This window comes from Ruegeria sp. BG9, assembly GCF_056538305.1.
The window spans coordinates 375,217-395,153 of record NZ_JBQFSY010000002.1; the positions used below are offsets into that span (position 1 = coordinate 375,217).

General features: G+C 53.6%; 26 protein-coding genes. 20 read left to right on the forward strand and 6 right to left on the reverse strand.

All coding sequences use genetic code 11. The features are described 5' to 3' along the window. Positions 1-2: 2 nt before the first annotated feature. Positions 3-344, forward strand: a complete 342-nt coding sequence (locus ACR0I8_RS05490) for an Hpt domain-containing protein (protein ID WP_170380064.1) — start codon at positions 3-5, stop codon at positions 342-344. Further along, positions 337-1,362: a response regulator gene (locus ACR0I8_RS05495; RefSeq protein ID WP_170380065.1), complete on the forward strand. Its 1,026-nt coding sequence runs from the start codon at positions 337-339 to the stop codon at positions 1,360-1,362. The genes ACR0I8_RS05490 and ACR0I8_RS05495 overlap by 8 nt, the downstream gene beginning before the upstream one ends. A 286-nt stretch (positions 1,363-1,648) precedes the next feature. Here the strand turns inward: ACR0I8_RS05495 and ACR0I8_RS05500 are convergent, their stop codons facing one another. Both ACR0I8_RS05500 and ACR0I8_RS05505 read right to left on the reverse strand, forming a co-directional pair. Next, a complete protein-coding gene (locus ACR0I8_RS05500) occupies positions 1,649-2,791 on the reverse strand; it encodes a trimethylamine methyltransferase family protein (protein ID WP_170689343.1) in 1,143 nt (380 codons plus the stop codon). After that, on the reverse strand, positions 2,766-3,641 hold the full coding sequence (locus ACR0I8_RS05505; protein ID WP_170689342.1) for a LysR family transcriptional regulator: 876 nt from the start codon (positions 3,639-3,641) through the stop codon (positions 2,766-2,768). Before ACR0I8_RS05505 ends, ACR0I8_RS05500 begins: the two co-directional genes overlap by 26 nt. Before the next feature lie 105 nt (positions 3,642-3,746). Here ACR0I8_RS05505 and ACR0I8_RS05510 point away from each other — a divergent pair, with 105 nt between their 5' ends. From ACR0I8_RS05510 to ACR0I8_RS05550, 9 genes are all read left to right on the forward strand, one after another. Then, entirely contained in the window at positions 3,747-3,980 is a 234-nt protein-coding gene (locus ACR0I8_RS05510) for a hypothetical protein (protein WP_170689341.1), read from the forward strand. 75 nt (positions 3,981-4,055) lie between these two features. Then, complete coding sequence (locus ACR0I8_RS05515) at positions 4,056-4,904, forward strand: alpha/beta fold hydrolase (RefSeq protein ID WP_170689340.1); 849 nt, start codon at positions 4,056-4,058, stop codon at positions 4,902-4,904. Between the two features lie 149 nt (positions 4,905-5,053). After that, entirely contained in the window at positions 5,054-5,176 is a 123-nt protein-coding gene (locus ACR0I8_RS05520; protein ID WP_480702836.1) for a hypothetical protein, read from the forward strand. A 45-nt stretch (positions 5,177-5,221) separates the two neighbouring features. After that, positions 5,222-5,530, forward strand: coding sequence for an aspartate/glutamate racemase family protein (locus ACR0I8_RS05525; protein WP_480702838.1), 309 nt, complete (start codon positions 5,222-5,224; stop codon positions 5,528-5,530). 36 nt (positions 5,531-5,566) lie between these two features. Further along, complete coding sequence (locus ACR0I8_RS05530) at positions 5,567-5,758, forward strand: hypothetical protein (RefSeq protein ID WP_480523943.1); 192 nt, start codon at positions 5,567-5,569, stop codon at positions 5,756-5,758. A 213-nt stretch (positions 5,759-5,971) separates the two neighbouring features. Then, the gene (locus ACR0I8_RS05535; RefSeq protein WP_170689339.1) at positions 5,972-6,568 is read left to right on the forward strand and encodes a TetR/AcrR family transcriptional regulator; all 597 of its coding nucleotides are present in this window, start codon (positions 5,972-5,974) and stop codon (positions 6,566-6,568) included. Positions 6,569-6,680: 112 nt separating this feature from the next. Beyond that, a complete protein-coding gene (locus ACR0I8_RS05540; RefSeq protein WP_170689338.1) occupies positions 6,681-7,787 on the forward strand; it encodes an alkene reductase in 1,107 nt (368 codons plus the stop codon). Between the two features lie 340 nt (positions 7,788-8,127). Continuing rightward, a complete protein-coding gene (locus ACR0I8_RS05545; RefSeq protein ID WP_170689337.1) occupies positions 8,128-10,017 on the forward strand; it encodes an SLC13 family permease in 1,890 nt (629 codons plus the stop codon). A gap of 172 nt (positions 10,018-10,189) precedes the next feature. Continuing rightward, complete coding sequence (locus ACR0I8_RS05550) at positions 10,190-11,173, forward strand: haloalkane dehalogenase (protein WP_480702840.1); 984 nt, start codon at positions 10,190-10,192, stop codon at positions 11,171-11,173. 31 nt (positions 11,174-11,204) lie between these two features. On the opposite strand, the gene ACR0I8_RS05555 is transcribed toward ACR0I8_RS05550, so the two are convergent. After that, a complete protein-coding gene (locus ACR0I8_RS05555) occupies positions 11,205-12,092 on the reverse strand; it encodes a LysR family transcriptional regulator (protein WP_170689336.1) in 888 nt (295 codons plus the stop codon). A gap of 104 nt (positions 12,093-12,196) precedes the next feature. Between ACR0I8_RS05555 and ACR0I8_RS05560 the strand changes: the two genes are divergently transcribed. The 9 genes from ACR0I8_RS05560 (at position 12,197) to ACR0I8_RS05600 (ending at position 17,673) form a co-directional block, all read left to right on the forward strand. Further along, positions 12,197-12,487 (forward strand): putative quinol monooxygenase, encoded by a 291-nt coding sequence (locus ACR0I8_RS05560; protein ID WP_170507787.1) that lies wholly within the window; start codon positions 12,197-12,199, stop codon positions 12,485-12,487. Between the two features lie 26 nt (positions 12,488-12,513). Next, positions 12,514-13,527: a zinc-binding alcohol dehydrogenase family protein gene (locus tag ACR0I8_RS05565; RefSeq protein ID WP_170689335.1), complete on the forward strand. Its 1,014-nt coding sequence runs from the start codon at positions 12,514-12,516 to the stop codon at positions 13,525-13,527. After that, a complete protein-coding gene (locus ACR0I8_RS05570; RefSeq protein WP_170380077.1) occupies positions 13,528-13,908 on the forward strand; it encodes a VOC family protein in 381 nt (126 codons plus the stop codon). It abuts the gene before it with no gap. Between the two features lie 143 nt (positions 13,909-14,051). Continuing rightward, entirely contained in the window at positions 14,052-14,435 is a 384-nt protein-coding gene (locus ACR0I8_RS05575; RefSeq protein WP_170380078.1) for a nuclear transport factor 2 family protein, read from the forward strand. A 136-nt stretch (positions 14,436-14,571) separates the two neighbouring features. Continuing rightward, complete coding sequence (locus ACR0I8_RS05580; protein ID WP_170380079.1) at positions 14,572-15,075, forward strand: aggregation factor core; 504 nt, start codon at positions 14,572-14,574, stop codon at positions 15,073-15,075. A 52-nt stretch (positions 15,076-15,127) separates the two neighbouring features. Then, the gene (locus ACR0I8_RS05585; protein ID WP_480702867.1) at positions 15,128-15,541 is read left to right on the forward strand and encodes a TspO/MBR family protein; all 414 of its coding nucleotides are present in this window, start codon (positions 15,128-15,130) and stop codon (positions 15,539-15,541) included. An 11-nt stretch (positions 15,542-15,552) separates the two neighbouring features. Next, entirely contained in the window at positions 15,553-16,107 is a 555-nt protein-coding gene (locus tag ACR0I8_RS05590; protein WP_480702843.1) for a CIA30 family protein, read from the forward strand. Positions 16,108-16,370: 263 nt separating this feature from the next. Continuing rightward, positions 16,371-16,541 (forward strand): hypothetical protein, encoded by a 171-nt coding sequence (locus ACR0I8_RS05595; RefSeq protein ID WP_170380082.1) that lies wholly within the window; start codon positions 16,371-16,373, stop codon positions 16,539-16,541. Positions 16,542-16,926: 385 nt separating this feature from the next. Continuing rightward, positions 16,927-17,673 carry a hypothetical protein gene (locus ACR0I8_RS05600; protein ID WP_480702845.1) on the forward strand — a complete coding sequence of 249 codons (747 nt, stop codon included), beginning with the start codon at positions 16,927-16,929 and terminating at the stop codon, positions 17,671-17,673. Positions 17,674-17,711: 38 nt separating this feature from the next. On the opposite strand, the gene ACR0I8_RS05605 is transcribed toward ACR0I8_RS05600, so the two are convergent. From ACR0I8_RS05605 to ACR0I8_RS05615, 3 genes are all read right to left on the reverse strand, one after another. Further along, positions 17,712-18,161 (reverse strand): MarR family transcriptional regulator, encoded by a 450-nt coding sequence (locus ACR0I8_RS05605; protein WP_170641682.1) that lies wholly within the window; start codon positions 18,159-18,161, stop codon positions 17,712-17,714. Further along, positions 18,151-19,251, reverse strand: a complete 1,101-nt coding sequence (locus tag ACR0I8_RS05610; RefSeq protein ID WP_170689332.1) for an Acg family FMN-binding oxidoreductase — start codon at positions 19,249-19,251, stop codon at positions 18,151-18,153. The genes ACR0I8_RS05605 and ACR0I8_RS05610 overlap by 11 nt, the downstream gene beginning before the upstream one ends. Before the next feature lie 215 nt (positions 19,252-19,466). Then, positions 19,467-19,904, reverse strand: a complete 438-nt coding sequence (locus tag ACR0I8_RS05615) for a GntR family transcriptional regulator (protein WP_480702869.1) — start codon at positions 19,902-19,904, stop codon at positions 19,467-19,469. Positions 19,905-19,937: the final 33 nt, after the last annotated feature.

Sequence of the window (19,937 nt, forward strand, 5' to 3'; positions counted from 1 at the left end):
TCATGACTGACAGCCCAATTGATCATGAAATCTTGGCAGAGCTTAAAGACGCCACAGGCGAAGAATTTGCAGCCGAACTTGTGAACACCTTTCTCGACGAAGCGCCCGGCATGATTGACGAATTGAAAGCGGCTGCGGCTGCGGCCGATGCCGACCGTTACCGGCGTGCTGCGCATTCTATCAAGTCAAACGCCAACACATTTGGTGCGACGGCTCTTGCCGAACTGGCCAAGAAAGTCGAGCTTGGAGAACTGCCCGAGGCTGGAGACCTAAAAGATGCGACGGCGTTGGAGACAGCCCTCACCACTGCGGCCACGGCTTTACGGAGTCTGATTGATGACTGACGCTCCCGGCCATTTGCTCATCGTCGACGACAACAAGGTGAACCGCTTGCTTTTGTCGCGCAGCGTAGAGCTTTTGGGTCACCAAGCATCGGTCGCGGAAAACGGCCGGGTTGCTATGGAGATGCTGTCTAGCCAGCCGTTTGACTTGCTTCTACTGGATATCGAAATGCCGGAAATGGACGGCTTTCAGGTTTTGGAAGCCGTCAAATCCGACACCGACCTGCGCGATCTGCCGGTAATTGTAACGTCTTCTGTTGAGGGTCTGGACAATGTCGTGCGGTGCATTGAATTGGGCGCTGAAGACTACCTGCCAAAACCAGTCAATAAGACACTCCTCAGTGCACGCGTCTCCAGCGGTCTTGAAAAGAAAAGGCTCAGGGACGAACAAAAGAGACTGCTAGAGCGCTTTGCAACAACGGAGGTTGCACAAGACCTGCAAGAATCCGGTTTTGCGATAGGAGGCAAACGTGCCAACGCTTCGGTCCTTTTCTGTGACATTCGCGGCTTCACGACCCTATCGGAAGATCTCGCTCCCGAGGAAACAATCGACCTGCTCAACACTTTCTACACGCTGATGTTCGAGGCTGTTACCAGCAATGGCGGGATTGTCAGCCTGATGTTGGGAGACGGTTTGATGGCTCTGTTCGGAGTTCCGCAGTCGCTGTCCAACTCCGCGCAAAGCGCAGTGGCGGCAGGGCATGAAATGCACAACATGATTGAGATATTAAATCTCGAACGGCGCTCGGAAGGGAAAAGTGACCTAAAAATCGGTATCGGAATAGCGACTGGAGAAGTCGTCGCTGGTTATGCCGGTACAGACAACAGGGCGACGTATACTTGTATCGGATCGACCGTAAACCTTGCTGCTCGCCTGGAAGCAGAAACGCAGAAAACTGGAAGTCGAATTCTGGTTGATCAAGAAACCTGCGATCTGTTGGAAACGGTTAATGTACTGGAGACATTTGTCGGCACTAGGATCAAAGGTTTCTCCGATCCGTTCGACATCCATGCGCTATGACCATTCATGCAACGCTTTGGGCAAATCGTGCAAAGTTATGTGCACCCATATGTCTGCGTAGTTTGCCCATAGCTTTTGCGCTGCGCGGTTGTCTGCCATTGCGATGAATTCAATCAGTTTTTAGCGAAGTCGTTGCGGTTACGGCCCTTTGTGTTGCTCAATCCCGCAAAGGGTCTCCCTAAGGAACTTTGGGTTCCATGAGGCCTTTTGCTTGGATTCTCGCGAAGGTCTGTGACGCACAGAAACCAGGTTTTGCAAAGTTTAACGAACGGCCTACAGCCGTTGTTCAGAAGTCTCCTGATGAATGGCAGCTTTGGAGATTTGAGAGCTGCGCCTGCAGGATCGCCTCATCAGAAGCGAACTTATCAACACCGACGGTCCGGCCAAACTCCAGCCAGCCCGCCGCATGCAGGATCAGGTCGGCTCCTCCGGCCAAAGATGCTCCGAAGGCGTTGACGCCTTCATATCCGGCCTGAGCGTCATTGATCTTGGACGACGTGACCAAACCGTCGCCACGGCAGGGGACCCCAAGTCGGCGCACCAACTGGCAACTTGCCAATTGGGCCAGGTGAGATTCTGGTGTTCCAAAGATCGGACCCATGAACTGCATCGAAAACGGGGTTGCGAAGATCCCGCCCACTACCGGTGCCCCGGGGCGATAGACTTGCGTCAAAGCCAGTCCAACCATGATTTCCGCAAGCCCCTGAGCCAGCGCCCCGGCAATGGTCACCGGCGCCGTGGCCCCCATCATCATGTAAGAGGCAACAAGGCTGGCCTGACCCAATTCAGCCGATGCACGCAGGCAGCGCAGCGGATTGGCCTGAAAGACCAACGGCGGCGTCAGGTTGATCAGGTGAAGCAACCGACAGTCTTCGTCCGTATCCTTGACGCCAGCCGCGCTGGCAACCTCGCGCAGAGCGTCTTCGGACAAGACGGTGCCCATCATCGGCTTATCTGAAAGCTCCAGATGGGCGCGGGCGAGCTCCATGTAGGGCACGAGTGCGTCGCCCTCATGGGCGATGCAAAGCTGAAAGCCGGTGCTGTCGATTGCCGGTGAAGCTTTGCATAGGCGCACGAGTTCGCGGTAGTCCTCGAGCGTGCCCTGGCGGATGGTGTCGTCCGCGTGACGGACACTCGGCGGGCCATAGAAGGGGACGACCACCGGGCGGTCGCCTCCGACCGTGACCGAAGTCGCTTCGGTCTTTCCTTGCCAGATAAAGGAGGCGGGCGCATGTGCAATCAGATCGCGCAGACGGTCAGCACCGATACGCACACGCTCGCCTTCGATCCGTGCCCCGACCGACGTCATGGCGTCGAGGCTGTCGGGATCGCCCCGCAACTCAATCCCTATTTCGTCGAGAATTTGGGCTGCCTGTGCTTCGATAGAGGCCAGGGCTGGTTCTTCAAGCAACGCGTAGGGGAATTGCATTTCTGACCTGTCTGGAGATTTCCTGGATGAGCGCCTTGACTGCATCATTCCGGTTCTTGGGGCGAGTTCGCGCGACATAGGCGATGGAAGGCGGCTCTGGGAACACATCTTCGACAACCTCCAGGTCAGGCGACAGGTGCAGCCCGTTCATCAGCGCGACCCCCAACCCCGAGCGCACGGACGATAGGATACCCGCCGCACTGGGGCATTCGAAGACCGTTTCAAACCGCTGCCCGCCCCGCGCCCCTTCGGCACTGGCCCAGTGTTTGTAGAAACAGTTGCTGTCAAAGGCGATAAACGGCACCGGGACCGACAGGTCCAATGGAAGGTCATGCGATTTGATCCAATGCAACTGGTCTTCATAGAGAACCAGATCGTCAGGGAGCACATCGCGGCTGAAGACCTGCATGACTGCAACGTCGATTTCACCGGCCTCCAACCAGCCTGCGAGGGTCAGGCTCTGGCTGATCCGTGTACGCACTTGGGTTTCTGGGTGTAGCCGGGTGAAGCGACCCAAAATGCGGGCCACGTCGCCGCCCGTTGTGTCTTCAGTCATGCCCAGTTGGATCATACCTTTGAGTGGTTTCTTGCCCAACGCCGCCAGCGCCTCGTCATGCAGATCCATCATGCGCTGTGCATATCCCAGCAACCGCTCACCCGCCTCGGTGAACAGCGGCCCGCCAGCTCGGCGCGCCAGAAGATCGCAATCCAGCACCTTTTCCAACCGTCTGACCTTGTGACTGACCGCCGGTTGCGACAGCGCAAGATGTTCGGCCGCGCGGGTGACGCCCCCATGAGACGAGATTGCCAGAAGCGCCCGTAGGCCATCTATTTCCAGCCGTTCAGCCATGGCATGTTCCCATTCGAATATCTTATCGATTCATAAAGATCATTCATTTGATAGATTGATTGCTCTGAAATTACAATCGGGGAAAGTCAAAAAACGGATTGAAACATGACAACCGATGCAAACAAATCGCTTGAGTGGGGTGGAGCCTTTTTGTCCATCGCCTATTCCCTGCTCATCACTTCCAATACTGGATACGAGGTGCTTTCCTTCGTATTTTTCCTGTTGTCGGCGCTCCTTCTTTTCACCCTTGCGGTGCGCAAGCGGATGTGGGGCTGGACGACGATGCAGGGCTTCTACATCGCCGCCGGCGCCTACGGCATCTTTGCTTGGAGCGTCTGACCGGTCCTGCGCTCCCTTTCCTTGAAATCATCCCCAATAGCTGCCCGTCCAGCCCACCTAAGCAGGAGAAACATCATGACCCAACTTGTTGACCGACACTGTGTGATAAACGGAAACCGCATCGCCCACGGCGTGCATGGTGAAGGCGAACCCGTGGTCCTCATCCACGGCACTCCGTCCTCGTCCTGGATCTGGCGCAACATCCTGCCTTCGCTGGTCGAGGCCGGATACAAGGTGCATGTATTCGACCTGCTCGGGTGTGGTCTGTCGGAGCGTCCACGCGACCCGAACATCGACACCTCAGTCACCGGACAGGTTCCGATCCTTGAAGGGCTGCTCGACATCTGGGGGCTGGATAACCTGCATGTTATCGCCCATGACATCGGTGGTGGTATCGCCCAGCGGTTCGGCATCCAATCCTCTGAGCGTGTCCACACGCTGACCATGATCGACGTGGTAAGCTATGACAGCTGGCCCTCGAAGCGTACCCATGAACAGATGCAAGCGGGTCTTGAGAAGCTGATCAAGGCACCGGATGCAGAACACCGTGAGCATTTCCGGGATTGGCTCTATTCGACAGTACAGAACAAGAAACGTCTTGCCGAGACCTCAATGGAAACCTACCTCGATTTCATCTGTGGTCCCGTAGGCCAGGGCAGTTTCTTTCAGCATCAGGTTATGCACTACGACCCCAGGCACACCGATGAAGTCGCACCGCGCTACGCCGAGCTCGGTGAGCGCCCGGTTCAATTGATCTGGGGCGCGGATGACGCCTGGCAGGTGGTTGCGTGGGCCCATAAGCTGAACGCCGCCATCCCCGGCTCGGAACTGCATGTGCTCGAGGACTGCGGCCACTTCTCGATGGAAGACCAGCCTGAGAAGATCTCGACCCTGCTAGTCGACTTCCTCAAACGCGACAGCTGATCGGGCTGGGGCGGGTCGACTGTATTTTGGCCTGCCTAAATTTCCTGCCAGGAAAAGGCTCAACCAAATGTTTTATGCTCCCCTGACCCCGGCATCCAAGATATCCGCGTGCGTCAGAACCATGTGGGCTATGGGATGGCCTTGGCGTCATGCTTCTGGAAGACGCCTATCCGGGCTTCCCCGGCGACGTGCGAAACCCAAGCGCGTTTCCCTTTCCGATCCAATACGAGATCGCCACGGACGTCAGCAACAAAACCTTGGTTTGGGACTAGGACACAACACCACTTCGCGCGCCGATCATTGCATCCGCAAAGCGGTTGGAAAGATACGGATGCCGCGCCATTGCCGCAGAATGTGATTTCTTTGCCTATTTCCAGCAGGATGTCGCCACCGCCGTAAGCGTGCCAGTGTTCACGTCCAGCCTGCTGCTGTCGCCATTTGCCCAGACCGTCATAGGCAGCCGCAAGAAGGTGGTAATCCTTTGTGCTCAACGCCGCTTCCTGACTGATCGCCACCTCGAAGCCGTCGGAATTGATCCGAATTCCAACCTGATCGTTGGCGGCGCCCAGGACGAGCTGGGGGTGACCGAGTTCGACAAACTCTGGGATCCGGAAAAACGCCCGTAAGAGCCGCACGCACGTTACGAAGCCTGCGAAATACAGGTGGTCGAAGCGACAAAGGCACTCGTGGCACGCGATCCGAATGTCGGCGCCATCGTTTATGAATGCACAGGGATGCAACCGTTTTCTCGTGCAGCACAGCGCGAGGTTGGCATGCCGATTTTCGATTGGGGGACCTTGCTGTACTATGCCTACTCAGCAGTCGTTTCTCGCGACTACTACGGTCATGTTTGATTGGGTTTGTCCAACTTCGTGGTCAATCAACTCCGGAATGCATAGGTCTCCGTCGGCAGTTTTGGCGTACATCAGCCATATAGCGAGCGCGACGGGCGGGTCCGGTATTCCTACAAACCTAAAATCCTGTTGTTGGCTACAATTCGGACTGATTAAACCAGAATCCTCAACAGGCCCCTTGAATTTCTGGACCGACCATTCCAAATCTAGCGCATGAGCGAAGATACTCTTATAGTTGGCGACAACAATTCGCCTGTTGGCCCGGGTCGGCCTCGTGGCTTTGATGAAGCCGAGGCTTTGGAAAAAGCCCTGTGCGTATTCTGGCACAAGGGATATGAGACCGCATCTGTGGATGATCTGACCAAGGCCATGGGTTTGAGCCGATCCAGCTTCTATGGAACGTTCGGCAGCAAGCGAGCTTTGTTTCACAAAGCCCTCAGCCACTATTCCAGGCGTGGTTTAAAAACTCTGCGTGAGGTCGCGGACACGGGCGGAGATGACCCCGTTGGTGCAATAATGGAAGCTTTGGCGAACCCGCAAGGCGGTCGTGACGGCTGCATGCTGATCAACTGCCTAACGGAGCTTGCTCCTCATGATGAGGAAGTCGCGGCTCTCGGGCGACAACATTTAGAAAGTATTGACGAGATTATTGCGAAAGCGCTTGAGCCTTCGAATCCGGGACAGGCCCTCGACAAGGCGCGTGCCTTTGCCTCCCTTGCAATCGGTACTTTAGCTTTGCGGAAGGCGGGTGTTCCCGCGGAGCAGATATCGCAAACTCTGAATCAAGCTCGGTTGGTGATATCACCTTAGCTACACCTAACTTAATGTTTTGAAATCAAAAACATGAAGAAATCGCAGCCCTAATTTTGGACCAAATAGTCCAAAACTGTCTGATAGAAGTAAACCAAAGAAGGAAGCAGCAATGGCTGATGAAAAACTGTTCTCCGGCATCAAAGCTGGCGCAATTGAACTGAAAAACCGCGTTGTCATGGCGCCACTGACCCGCAACCGGGCAAGAGCCGAGGATGACAGCGTCCATGAATTGCAGGCCAAGTACTACGCGCAAAGGGCGGGTGCTGGTCTGATCATCACGGAAGCTTCGCAAATTTCGCCCCAAGGCAAAGGCTATGCATGGACGCCCGGTGTTTATTCCAAAGCACAGATCGACGGCTGGAAAAAAGTGACTGAAGCCGTCCATGCTGAGGGCGGAAAGATTGTGATCCAGCTTTGGCATGTGGGCAGAATTTCGCACAACAGCTTGCAGCAGGATGGCGGTGCCCCTGTTGCGCCATCCGCGATTGGCGCTAAGGCCAAGACCTTTGATGGTGAGCAGTTTGTTGAAACGTCTGAGCCGCGTGCTCTGGCGATCGAAGAAATAGCTGGCATTGTTGGCGACTACCGGAGGGCCGCAGAAAACGCCAAGAAAGCTGGATTTGACGGTGTCGAAGTTCATGCAGCCAACGGATATCTTATTGATCAGTTTCTGCGGGACGAGTCCAACAAGCGTGAAGACAAATATGGCGGTCCTGTCGAGAACAGAGCACGGTTCCTCAAAGAAGTCATGGACGCAGTTGTCGACGTATGGGGCGCCGACCGTGTTGGTGTCCGCCTCAGCCCCTTCTCGAACGCCAACAACATTTCCGACAGTGACCCACAGGCGACGTTCTCGCATGCGATCAAATTGTTGAATAGTTATGGGTTGGCCTATCTCCATCTCGTAGAAGGACAGACCGGTGGCCCGCGCGGTATTCCCGAAGGTGGCGATCTAAAGGCGCTCTATGATTTGTTTGACGGTCCGAAGATGGGCAACAATGCCTATGACCGCGAAATGGCAATAGAAGCGGTTGATACCGGCGCCGTCGATCTGGTGGCCTTTGGCCGACCGTTTATTTCCAACCCGGATCTTGTCAGTCGGCTGGAGAAAGATGCCTCGCTGAGTGAGTTGGATGAAACGACCCTCTACGGCGGCAATGAAAGAGGATATACCGACTACCCGGCACTGGAAGAGGAAGTGGTTGCCGCAGAGTGATGCATCACTCTTAACTCCTTGGTGACAGGCAATAGCAAATAGAGTGAGCGCGCCGGTTTGGACGCGCTCATTTCTCGAGTAAGGCAATAGATATTCTGGATGCGGGGATTTATCACAAGTCTGGGAATGGACGCCTTCCCTCCGATTGAGGTGACTAAGAGACACTTTTGAGTTTATCATCAGGGTCTCTTTGAGTTGGCGAATTCCATGTTTCAGAAGATATCATGTCCGAGAAAACGAGCTTCATGAGCCGGCCTGATAGAATTTGGCCTTACCTTCGGCGCAGAGTTGGTCCTTCGCATTTGCTACCAATCAGGTAACGTTAGTTTGGGAGTGCGATATGGAATTACCAACACTGACGTACGAAATGATAGTCGTACTGAGTCTATTGTCTTTCACGGTCTTACTTTTTGTTACTGAGATTATTCGGATCGATGTCGCAGCAATTCTCGTAATGGTGCTGCTTGGCGCACTGAGCTATCTACCGGGGCTGGGTAATCTTGCCGATGTCTCCAGGCTCTTTGAAGGTTTTTCCTCAAACGCAGTGATGTCCATCATCGCAGTTATGATAATTGGCGCTGGGCTTGATAAGACCGGACTTATGTCAAAAGTTGCGGCCTTGATCCTTAAGAACGGTGGCACGACAGAGGCCCGGATAATCCCAATCATATCAACAACGGTTGGTGTCATCAGCTCCTTCATGCAGAACGTCGGAGCTGCCGCGCTTTTTCTGCCTGTTGTAAGCCGCATCTCAGCACGTACGGAAATCCCGATGAGTAGGTTGCTGATGCCCATGGGGTTTTGCGCGATTCTGGGTGGTACGATCACATTGGTCGGGTCGTCGCCCCTCATCCTGTTGAATGACCTGATTGTTTCGGCAAACTCATCCCTTCCAGCTGATCAACAAATGGAGACGTTTGGGTTGTTTTCAGTAACGCCTATCGGTGTGATGCTGGTGCTGACAGGGGTACTATACTTTGTGCTCTTTGGTCGTTGGGTCCTTCCAGCGCGGCGGGAACGTGGAGAAGACGCAAGCTCGGCGCGATCCATGCAGGCTTATGTCGAAGCCACATACGGGCTTCGGGCCGATATGTTTGAGATACGTGTCCCTGAAGGCTCGATCATTATCGGGCAAACGCTTTCGGATCTGATGGTCGCCCATAACATGTACATTCTGGGCACATCTTATCGCGGCCACAAGGTCATCGCGCCGATGGCTGATACTAAGATTGAAGCCCCGGCGCGGCTCGCCGTGCTTGGCCTGCGTCGGGTGGTTGAGCACCAGTTTGCTGAGCCTTACGGCTTGGAGATCCTGCCCCAACTAGATGTCTTTGCAGACGATTTCGCCGCGACCCAATCGGGTGTGGCCGAGGTTGTTATTCCTCCCGGTTCTTCAGTGATCGGCCAGACTCCGATCGATTTACGTCTCCGCCAAACACATGGTTTGTCTTTGTTGGCCATTCAGCGTGGCGAAGAAACACTAAGCCACGTTGAGACCGAAGATCATTCAGCCACTCATATAGGGCAAGTTCCTTTGCAAGCCGGTGACACGTGTGTGGTGCATGTGCAGTGGGACCGTCTGACACGAGTGAAGTCAGACAGGGATTTCGTCGTTGTCACCTCGGACTTTCCCCAGGAAGAGTTGCGGCCACACAAGGTCGGATGGGCGCTCGCCTTCTTCCTAATAGCGTTGAGCTTAATTCTATTTTCTGACCTGCGCTTGTCGTTGTGCCTGCTAGTTGGCGCTGTTGGCATGGTTTTGAGCCGGGTGCTGTCGATCGATGAGGCCTACGAGTCGATAAGTTGGAGCACAGTTTTTCTACTTGCTTCACTCATCCCGTTAGGTCAGGCGGTTCAGAACACCGGCACTGCGGATTGGATTGCAGCGCATGTGTTGGCCCTTCTGAAGGGGTGGCCGATCTGGTCTTTACAAGCAGGTATCGCCATTTTGGCAACGGCGTTCACGCTGGTCATGTCGAACGTAGGTGCAACTGTTTTACTGGTGCCGCTAGCAGTTTCTATTGCTGTATCGGCGGGTGGTAACCCGGCTGTATTTGCTCTAACCGTGGCAATATCAACGTCCAACTCATTTTTGATCCCAACACACCAGGTGAACGCGTTGATCATGGGCCCAGCAGGCTACCGGGTGGTCGATTTTGTTCGCTCGGGCGGAATCATGACTCTCCTTTTCTTGGTTGTATCAATGACCGGGCTTGCGATTTTCTTCTGAGCCGCCCCTCGGCGATCCGTACAGATGAACTCTGCTTCATCTCAGAGGAACTCAAAAGATAAGGTTTTTGAGACCAATTTTTTTGGTGCAGATTCAAGACGTCTGCAAATAGGGCCTCCTCCGCGAAGGACCGAAGCAATGCGTCCAACTCAACCAAACCTGAAGTCGACATATGCTGGAACTGGACCGTTTTAGTTTTATCGATCACTGTTGTCGGACCAAGACCGTCGGAAATTTTGGAGAGTTCACGATGAAGTTCCTTCGCACACCGGACCGCCAGTTTGACGGGTTGCCAGATTTCGAATTTGGACCGAACTATCTTGATGTGGATGATACCGAGGGCGGTCTTCTCCGACTGCACTATTTGGACGAGGGACCGGCACAGGCACCGCCAGTATTGTTGATGCATGGAGAGCCAACCTGGTGCTTCCTGTATCGGCACATGATTCCGTTATTCAAAGATGCGGGTCATCGAGTTCTGGCTCCTGATTTGATTGGGTTTGGCCGGTCGGACAAGCCCACTGAGCGATCCGACTACACCTACCAACGCCATGTAGACTGGATGTCCGAGTGGTTGCGGAAAGTTGACCTGACCGGCATCACATTGGTTTGTCAGGACTGGGGCGGACTCATTGGCTTGCGGCTGGTTGCGAGTATGCCCGAGCGGTTCTCTCGTGTGGTTGTTGCGAACACGGCCTTACCCACCGGTGACGTGCCTTTGGGCAACGCATTTCTTTCTTGGCGGGAATACTCACAATCTGTGCCTGAATTTAATTCGGGCCGTATCGTTTTTGGCGGCACTACATCCAAGATTTCAAAGGAAGAGGTCGCAGCCTACAACGCACCATTCCCGGACGCGCGCTATCTGGCAGGCGCTCGAGAGTTTCCAATGCTGGTGCCCGACTCGCCTGACAATCCAGCTTCAGAAGCCAACCGAGCCGCATGGGAAACCCTCAAGACCCTCAACACCCCGTTTCTGACTGTTTTTGGAGAAGATGACAGGGTCATGGCGGGCGTAGACAAGCTGTTCCAAAAGTCGATCCCTGGGGCAGTTGGTCAAAACCATATCGTTGTGCCAAAAGCTGGGCATTTCATTCAAGAAGATGCTGGCAGAGAGCTAGCACACGCAACGTTGAAATTCATTGAGCAAACATAGCGGCTATCAGTTAGTGTCTTCCCCTGCGGCCTCAACTCACACCAAATTTGCGACGCAAATGCTCAGCCAAGGCCGTTATGCGGCGTGGTTGGGCTCGGCTCGGCGGAAACATCATTTGCAAAGGTTTCGGGGGCGGGAGGAAGTCGCGCAAGACTGAAACAAGTCTGCCAGATCGAACATCGTCGCCGACATCCAGCTCTGACTTCAAGACGACCCCATGGCCTGCGATTGCCCAATCGCGGATGAGTGAGCCATCATTGACTATTCGATTTCCCTTTACTGATACGCGCTGGGCATTTGGTCCTGATCCAAACTCCCAAACGTTGTCAATCATGTCCCCAAACCTCATGACCAAGCAGTTGTGGTTCAATAGATCTTCTGGTTTTTCAGGCGTTCCGAATGAGGCCAGGTAACTTGGGGACGCACATACGAAACGTTGGTAGCTTCCTAGATTTCGCAACCTGAGCGAGCTGTCTGTGATGTTGCCGAAGCGAACGGCGAGGTCGAAACCCTGGCCGACAAGATCGACATAGCCGTCTGAGAGGGACAGTTCGATTGAGACGGCAGGGTTCCCTTCGGTGAATTCGGCGATAACCTCGGAAACAATGCTCCGCCCCAAGTCAATCGGTGCGCTTATGCGAATTGGACCAGACAGAGTTTCGGCGCCGTGCCGAACAAGTGTATTCAAGTCCGCAACCTCACTGAGGACGTTTCTTGCCCCATCGGCTAGTACTCGTCCTTCTTCGGTCAGGCTAATGGAACGGGTGGTGCGGTTGAATAAAACCACACCGTAATGTGCCTCAAGAGCCGCGAGCCGCTCGGACACTGTCGTACTCGACATCCCTATCTCGCGCGCCGCAGCCACCAGACTGCCTTTCTCGGCTATGGTCAGAAACAAGCGAAGATTGTCTAAGAGCATTAAACGGAAATTCCGGATTATATGTTCGATCCTGACCTGTTTATCCCGAGAGTAATGCGGCGTAAATCTTGCTCATCGCTCAAGAACACAAGGGACGTATTCCAATGGCCAAGCTGACAATCCTCGCCAACATCAAAGCCAACCCCGACAAGATCGACCTCGTAAAGGGTGAGCTGATCAAGCTCATCGACATAACCCGTGCCGAAGAGGGTTGCATTAACTACGACCTGCACCAGGACAACGACAACCCGGCTCATTTCGTGTTCTACGAAAATTGGGAAAGCCGCGAGCTTTGGCAAACCCACATGGGTGCTCAGCACCTTGCGGCTTACCTGGAAGCTACAGAGGGCGCCGTTGCAGAATTCACGTTGAATGAAATGACAGTCATTGGTTGACGCAGAACCGGACAAAGGAGCACGCTATGAAAGCCGTGGGATACCGTGAGACAGGGTCGATTGATCGAGCGGACGCCTTGATCGACTTCGAGGCCGACAAACCGACGCCGAAGGGGCGCGACTTGTTGGTGAAGGTGCAGGCCGTTTCAGTAAACCCGGTCGATACGAAAATTCGGCAAAACCGTGCTCCTGTTGGTCCAGCACCTGATATTCTGGGGTGGGACGCAGTAGGGATCGTCGAAGCCGTTGGTGAAACGGTGGAGACTTTCAGTCCGGCAGATACAGTTTGGTATGCCGGGGCGATCAACCGACCGGGAACCAATGCCGAGTTTCATCTGGTGGATGAACGTATTGTCGGAGCCGCGCCAAAATCCATACCGGCGAAAGCGGCGGCGGCTATGCCGCTCACGACGCTTACTGCCTTTGAGATGCTGTTCGACCGCTTGCGAGTACAAGATGCCGTTTCCGGCGGGACCAAGACGTTGCTGGTGATTGGTGGCGCAGGTGGTGTCGGGTCAATCACGATTCAATTGGCGCGGGCTCTCACTGACTTGACAGTGATTGCCACTGCGTCCAGACCCGAGACACAAGACTGGGTTCGAGAGCTAGGCGCGCACTATGTCATCAACCATGCGGAACCTTTTGGCTCACAACTCGAGGCTCTCGGTATCGACAGCGTGGATTTCATCTATTCGACAAACCATTCCCAGCTTTATGCCTCTCAAGGCGGAGAGGTGATGACCCCACAAGGTCGCTTTGGGTTGATCGACGATCCTGAGACCTTCGACATCGCGCCGTTCAAACCCAAATCGATCTCATTGCATTGGGAGTTCATGTACACTCGGTCGCTTTTCGGGACTGGAGATATGAGTCGTCAAAGCGAAATCCTGAATCAGGTCGCCGGGTTGATAGATGATGGAAAGATCAGATCCACAGCGACTGATACACTCGGTAGGATCAATGCTACAAACTTAATGAAAGCCCATGCTATCCTCGAAAGCGGCAAGGCCAAAGGGAAGCTTGTGCTTGAGGGTTTTTAGATGAGAATTGAGCGGCTGGATCATGTGAATATTGTGACGAACAGGTTGCCTGAGATGGTTACTTGGTATGAAGAGGTCCTGGGTTTGAAACTCGGGGCCCGCCCTGATTTTCCGTTTGCCGGAGCTTGGTTGTATGCGGGTGATCACGCGGTGGTTCACCTTGTGGGGCACGAAGGAACGCCAAGTGTCGGCTCCGAAGTGAAGCTCAAGCTCGAGCATTTTGCACTCTCAGCCACGGGGTTGAGCGCGTTCGAAGAAAAATTGAATTCGAGTCAGATCAAGTACCGCAAAACTGACGTCCCCGGCGCCCGAATGGTCCAAATCCACGTGGCCGATCCTGATGGAAATCATATTCATATTGATTTCGAAGAAACCGAGTAAGTGAAAACCCTCGGAATAGTCGGGCCGCAAAATCAAGCTCGTAACTCTTTGCCGATCAATGATCGAGATCCTTGCCGGGTTGCTTCCAAGAATTACGTGGGTCAACATTTTTGGGCGGTAATAACGTCGATTTGGAGATCAGCATGCGGGACCTAGAAACAAACAAGAAAAACGTCATCGCCTTTTATGAAATGATGTTCAACGCGTGTCGACCTGCCGAGGCCATAGCGACCTTTGTTGGGGAAACCTATACGCAGCACAACCCGCATGTTGGCGACGGCAAGCAAGCCTTTGTCGAGTACTTCGAGCGCATGGCCGCCGAATACCCGGGAAAGCGTGTGGACATCAAACGTGCGTTTGCTGAAGGCGATCACGTTGTTCTGCATTGCCATCAAATCTGGCCCGATGACCTCGAGTACGCCGGGATCGATATTTTTCGCCTGGATGCTGATGGCAAGGTTGTCGAACACTGGGACGTTCTTCAGGAAGTTCCAGCAAAAAGCGAGAATGACAATGGCATGTTCTGACTTCGCCGTTCTGGTTACGGAGCATTGAACTTCGAAAGCTCCTATCAGCTAAACCACGATAGTCGAAGGGTATAAGTCTGATCCAGGAAACCCGCCGAGGCGTATCTATCAAGAACCGTTTAGTTAGGAGATAAATATGTTCTCGAAGAGTATTCTTGCGGCGACCCTTGGATTGATTTCAGCTACTTCGCTTCAAGCTGGTGTACAAATTCGCTTTATAGAAAGCGCACCCAAGGACCGTTTTGTTCTGACAAATGTCGGAGCTTGCGAAGTAGAAGCCTCGACCCTCAAAATTGACTTGTCGCAATCTGCCGGACGTCTGATTTTCGACGTTACCGAAAAGGGTGCTGGAGTGGAGGTATTCCAACCTCTCGAATTCGTTGAGGGTTCGGATGCTCTGCGGCAAATTCCAGCGGTCGTGGACGGGCAAGATACAATAGAACTTGAGATCGCCTCCCTCGCAGCCGGTGACACACTAGCCTTTACCATCGATGTCGATGACACAATCGGGCAACGCGAAATCACCGTAACGGGGTCGGAGATCGAAGGCGCCACGGTTTCGTATACTGATGCGGATAAGACCAGTACGGCGACCTTCTCTTCCGAGGCATTTGTCAATGTGACCACCAAGGACTGCTGAAAGCTATCCCAAAATGTCGAATTGGTTGATCCGCATAGTATTCCTTGCGCTCATGGTGGGAGGCGGCATCCTTATTGGGACACTGACTGCACCCGGCGATTGGTATGCGCAGCTTTCTAAACCGGCTTTCAATCCACCTAATTGGATTTTTGGGCCAGTTTGGACAGTGCTATATGTTTTGATCGCTATGGTTGGTTGGCGTCAGTTCGAAGCGGACCGAAGCTCGACCGCCATGAAGCTGTGGTGGGCGCAGATGGGTCTGAACTTTTTGTGGTCCCCAGCCTTTTTCGTACTGCAACTGCCGTGGATTGCCCTTGTGGTCATTGTCGCGTTGTTGGCTGTCATCGTCATGTTCATCGTTCAGGTCAGGAATTCGGATCGGGTTTCTACGCTGGCCTTCCTGCCGTACTTTGCATGGGTCGCATTTGCCACGGCGCTGAACCTTTCCATTGCGATACTGAACTGAGAAGGAACGAAATGCTTGCCAACTTCATTGGGCTTGTTTCAGGTCTTGTTATCATTGGATGCACAATGGCTCAGGCTGATGAAAAACTGACTGAAGACTTTTCCAAGTCTCGGGAGACGCGTTGGGACTACGTTGCCGACACCGTCATGGGAGGAGTTTCCTCAGGACAAGTGCAGTTTCGTTCGGAAGGTGATGTTGCATTCGCGCGGCTGACCGGAACGGTCAGTACGGAAAACAACGGCGGCTTCATCCAGTTCCGGCGCAAGTTGTCTGATCGGCCAGATGAGGGTGTATCAGGCGTCAGATTATTGGTACGGGGGAACGGTGAGCAATATTTCGTTCACCTCAGAACACGCGGCACGGTGCTTCCGTGGCAATACTATCAGGCCGCGTTCGCAACTTCTAAAGACTGGGCCGAAGTCTATTTGCCTCTGTCAGGTTTCAAGGCTTCTGGCACCATATTACGCGCTATTCCCGTTGCTGATGAAATCACTTCAATTGGAGTTGTAGCCTTCGGGCGCGATCACGAGGCCCGCGTAGATGTCAGTGAGATTGGTTTCTACTGAAGGCCTCTCAAGAAAGGGCTGTGATATTCAGATAGGCCTACTTGACACCGGTTGAGATCGAGTTGTGCCGATGCCTGAACGCGGATGCGCTGTTTCTTCATTTTAGATGCTGAACCTGTCTTTTCTGAGCGAACATTCAGAGCGTGCTGCGTTCCGAAGAGACGACTCCACAGACAGTCTTCAGTTAAAAAAACTTAATCAAAGCAAAATACATTCAGCAAAAGACAACTCCCAAATGAAGCTCATCTAAAGGAGTGAGTATCATGAAGAGGATTGCAGCTTTGGGCCTTGTTGCCCTGACCCTATCATTTGTTGGCACCGGTGCGTTTGCGGACTGCTATTTTGGGAACGATGCGGTAACCGGGATGGAGACGATCATCTGCGAGACAGACGGTGGCTTTTCCAGTTGGGGCACATTGATCGCCGAAGCTTAAGCGTTTCGGGGTTCGACACCAAATTGTCTGTGAATTTGGTTAAATCAGATCGAATTCTGAAATTGGTAGCACCAAAGCCAAGTAGCACTTGGCACCGAGAGTGGTGACGCGACAGACTCGTCTATAGTTATTGCGTGGTAGGGGACCTCCGCTCCCGCTGCGATGCAAGAAACTACTCCAGTTCTTCGACTTGGTTTGCGTCGATGGATATTTCAAACTCACGCAACCTTGCGCCGATTCTTGGTGTTCTGCATCTTTTTGACCAGGCAATGTGGTGGACACTGTTGGAAGGAGACCAATCGTTCTTTGTATTGACCCGTCACGACACCGCCCCACCTTTCTAACTCAGTTAGGAGCATCCTGAGTGTTTGTGAGGACCACCGCCTTGTTGTTTTTTGCTGTGTCGACCCCGGCCACGGCATTGCAGCTTCGCGAAACAGGGCGGTATGAGCTCAATCAACCCGCAAGTCTTGACTACGATCCGACGTTTTGTGGGTTGTGGATTGCGAACGAGGGGCCCGAGGCCATTCTCGTTACATTGCAAGGTGATGAGTTGCGCCGCATATCCAGCGATCTCTTCCGTATCAAAGCAATTGCTATCGAAGGGGATCACTTGTTGTTGGGCGATGGTCTCGGCAGTCTTCAACGTGTCACCAAAGATGGAGAGCCACTCGGAGCGCCTTTCACTCTGGAAGGCGGATTCGCAGACACCGAGGGGATCGCGATCAACGCCAAGGGGCAGATCGTGACCGTAGAAGATGACCCGGAACGGTTGTCCTGGTTCACTTCAGAGGGTGCTTTGACGGCGAGGTTGGATACCATGAAGCTCTCTCCCCCCTTAAGTGAGGCACAAGGCATCGCGATTGACCCACGCACCGGTCACATGTTGATTGTTGATGACTGGGAAGGGTCAAACAGCTTGTATGAGTTCACGGCAGATGGTCAACTGCTCGCCCAGCAAAGCCTGTTGGAATTCGGAACTGACCCTGAAGGCATCGCCATCAGGCCGGGATCTAACCAACTGTTTGTAGCATTCGACGGCGGCGCGAAGATTGTGACATTTGACTACACGCCCACCTTGCCTGAAGGATCTCCGCCGCTTCCGCCGGGCGGAGATTGCATGATGTTCTGAGAATTTGGTTTCGTATTCTGGCCAACACTGGTTTTTGCCTAGTCCCGTTCGCTATCCAAAGCTTCGCGTATGAGCGTCAGATTCGGCAGCGAATTGTGAAACGGACCTGACCCGAGTTCGGACAAAACTGGAGCTAGGGATTCCGACATCCGCTTCGTACAAGCTTGCAAAAACTCCGCGCCTTGTGGCGTGGACCGGGCTATTTTCGAACGCTTGTCATCGGGGTTGGCTTCAAGGGTAATAAGAGCATGATTTTCAAGGCTCGCGAGCATGTGCGTCATTGACGTCTTGGGCACTTGAAAAGCGTTCGATAGCTGTAGTGGCGTTTCCCCCTCGGGGCGCCGGACCAGGTGGCCCAATATACCAAATTGGGTTGCGGTCATTCTGCCAGGTAAGAACGCCTCAAGCTTGGTCGAGATCAGCTGGTTGATGATCCCGACCTCGGTGAAGAACCGGTAGACTTCGTTGGTCTCTTCTTCAGGCTTCATTCAGAATTCGTGTCTCCAGAGGCCAGCGGGGTGTGGCAATTGGCTCGGGTCCGTACCCCAAACGCAGCAACATTTGCACCGTGTGGCCCGGTGACGCAAGAAGCTCATGCGCAAGAGCGTATTCATCAGCCATCTCAGGATATTCCTGAAGTGCTTGACTGACTGGATGAACGCCTAGGCCCATTTCAGTTGTTTTCAGGTAGAAACGCATCAATTGACGTCCGGCTTCGAGTTGATCGCTTCGCGTATTTGTAGCTGTCGTGAGGACTGCGTATTGCGGCGTCGCGTCTAGCATAGCGAAGTAGCCTCGCATGTGAGACTGAGTGCCTGGGTGGTCAACATTCATAAGGGTCTCATTGTCCAATAGGCCGGTAAGTCGCAGCGTTTCCAGCATAGGATCGCGTAACTCAATCCCGTCCGGGTTGGCGTTGATTTCTGCTTTCCCGATCCGCATGAGGTCGACGGATTCTTTTAGGGTCTGGGGTGTTCGCATTTCGATTTCGAAAGCGCGTTTCGTGAGGTCTCGAACTCGGACCACCAGATCCTCATCAGTAATCAAAGTTGCATAGTCGCTAAGCGCAAACACTTGATCGGCTGAGAGGCGCTGTTCAGTGTACGGTTCCTTGTTGGAATGTCGGTTGAGGATTTGATCTGAGAGTGGATCGAGCGCTCCGCCATGAACAAACACTGCTTCTGCGATAGGTCCGTCATCTCCATTTGGCAGAAGTTTGGCCTCGGTATCAAATCCCTGTGCACCTGCCGCCAGAACCATCGTCTCAACAAATGCGCCGAGGCCAATAAAGAGCTGACGGTGGTAAGGATCGGTTTCCGGAAGCTCGCGATCAGGATCACGGTGGATGCGCACCGTGTCTTGCCCAACCAACTCGACCAGCCAAGGTTGCAAGTTGTGTGGATTGGGGGCGAGAATTGCGTAGGACAAAGCAGCTTTGCGTGGGTCGTCATACGGTTTTGGCGTCCACGGAGCCAGCGCGTCATGCGGCGTGCGTGTAGCGAGGAACCCAACCGCGCCCGTTGCCGCCAGAATTGTGCCTCCGCCTAGAATCTTAAGAAAACGTCTTCGATTTGGCATCTTGAGTCTCCAATAGTACGATATCGAACTAAATAATACGAAATCGTACTAAATCAACCCCAATCGATGTAGTGATTGGTTAAGTGATTTGAAAAAAGGAAAGCAGAACAGCCGGACGCAACCGCGGACTGCCGCTATCGACAAGTACTCGGAGCGCCTTTTATGTCGCCAAAAAAGCAGTTATTTTAGTTGATTAACGATCGGATACGAGAAGATCAGAGGCTGTTGAGCCGATGCTTTTCGAGTATCCCGCAAAGCATAGCCTGTGCTTGCAGCCTGTGTTCTCGATGACGTTCACGGGCAACATCCGGTCGACCTTCACTAATCGCTTGAAAAACAACCCGGTGATCTTCGTTGGATTTGACGGGCAGGGGCCTGATGAACAACGTCGTTGCGCGTGCGCGGCGCACCTGGTCGCTCATCATGGCGACAATCGCTTCGACCCGTTTGTTGCCGCCCAACCGAACGAGCTCCTGATGAAACAACTCGTCAGCCTCGGCCCAGGCTTCAAGGTCTTCGGCTTCGATGGCTTGGTCCATCTTTGAAATTGATCCAGCAAGGACCGCCAGTTCATCTTCTGAATAACCCGCTTCGGCAGCGCGCTGTGCTGCGAGACTCTCGAGTTCCGTCAGTATGTCGTAGATTTCACGCATATCATCTGATGAAACAGGCAGTATCCGCACGCC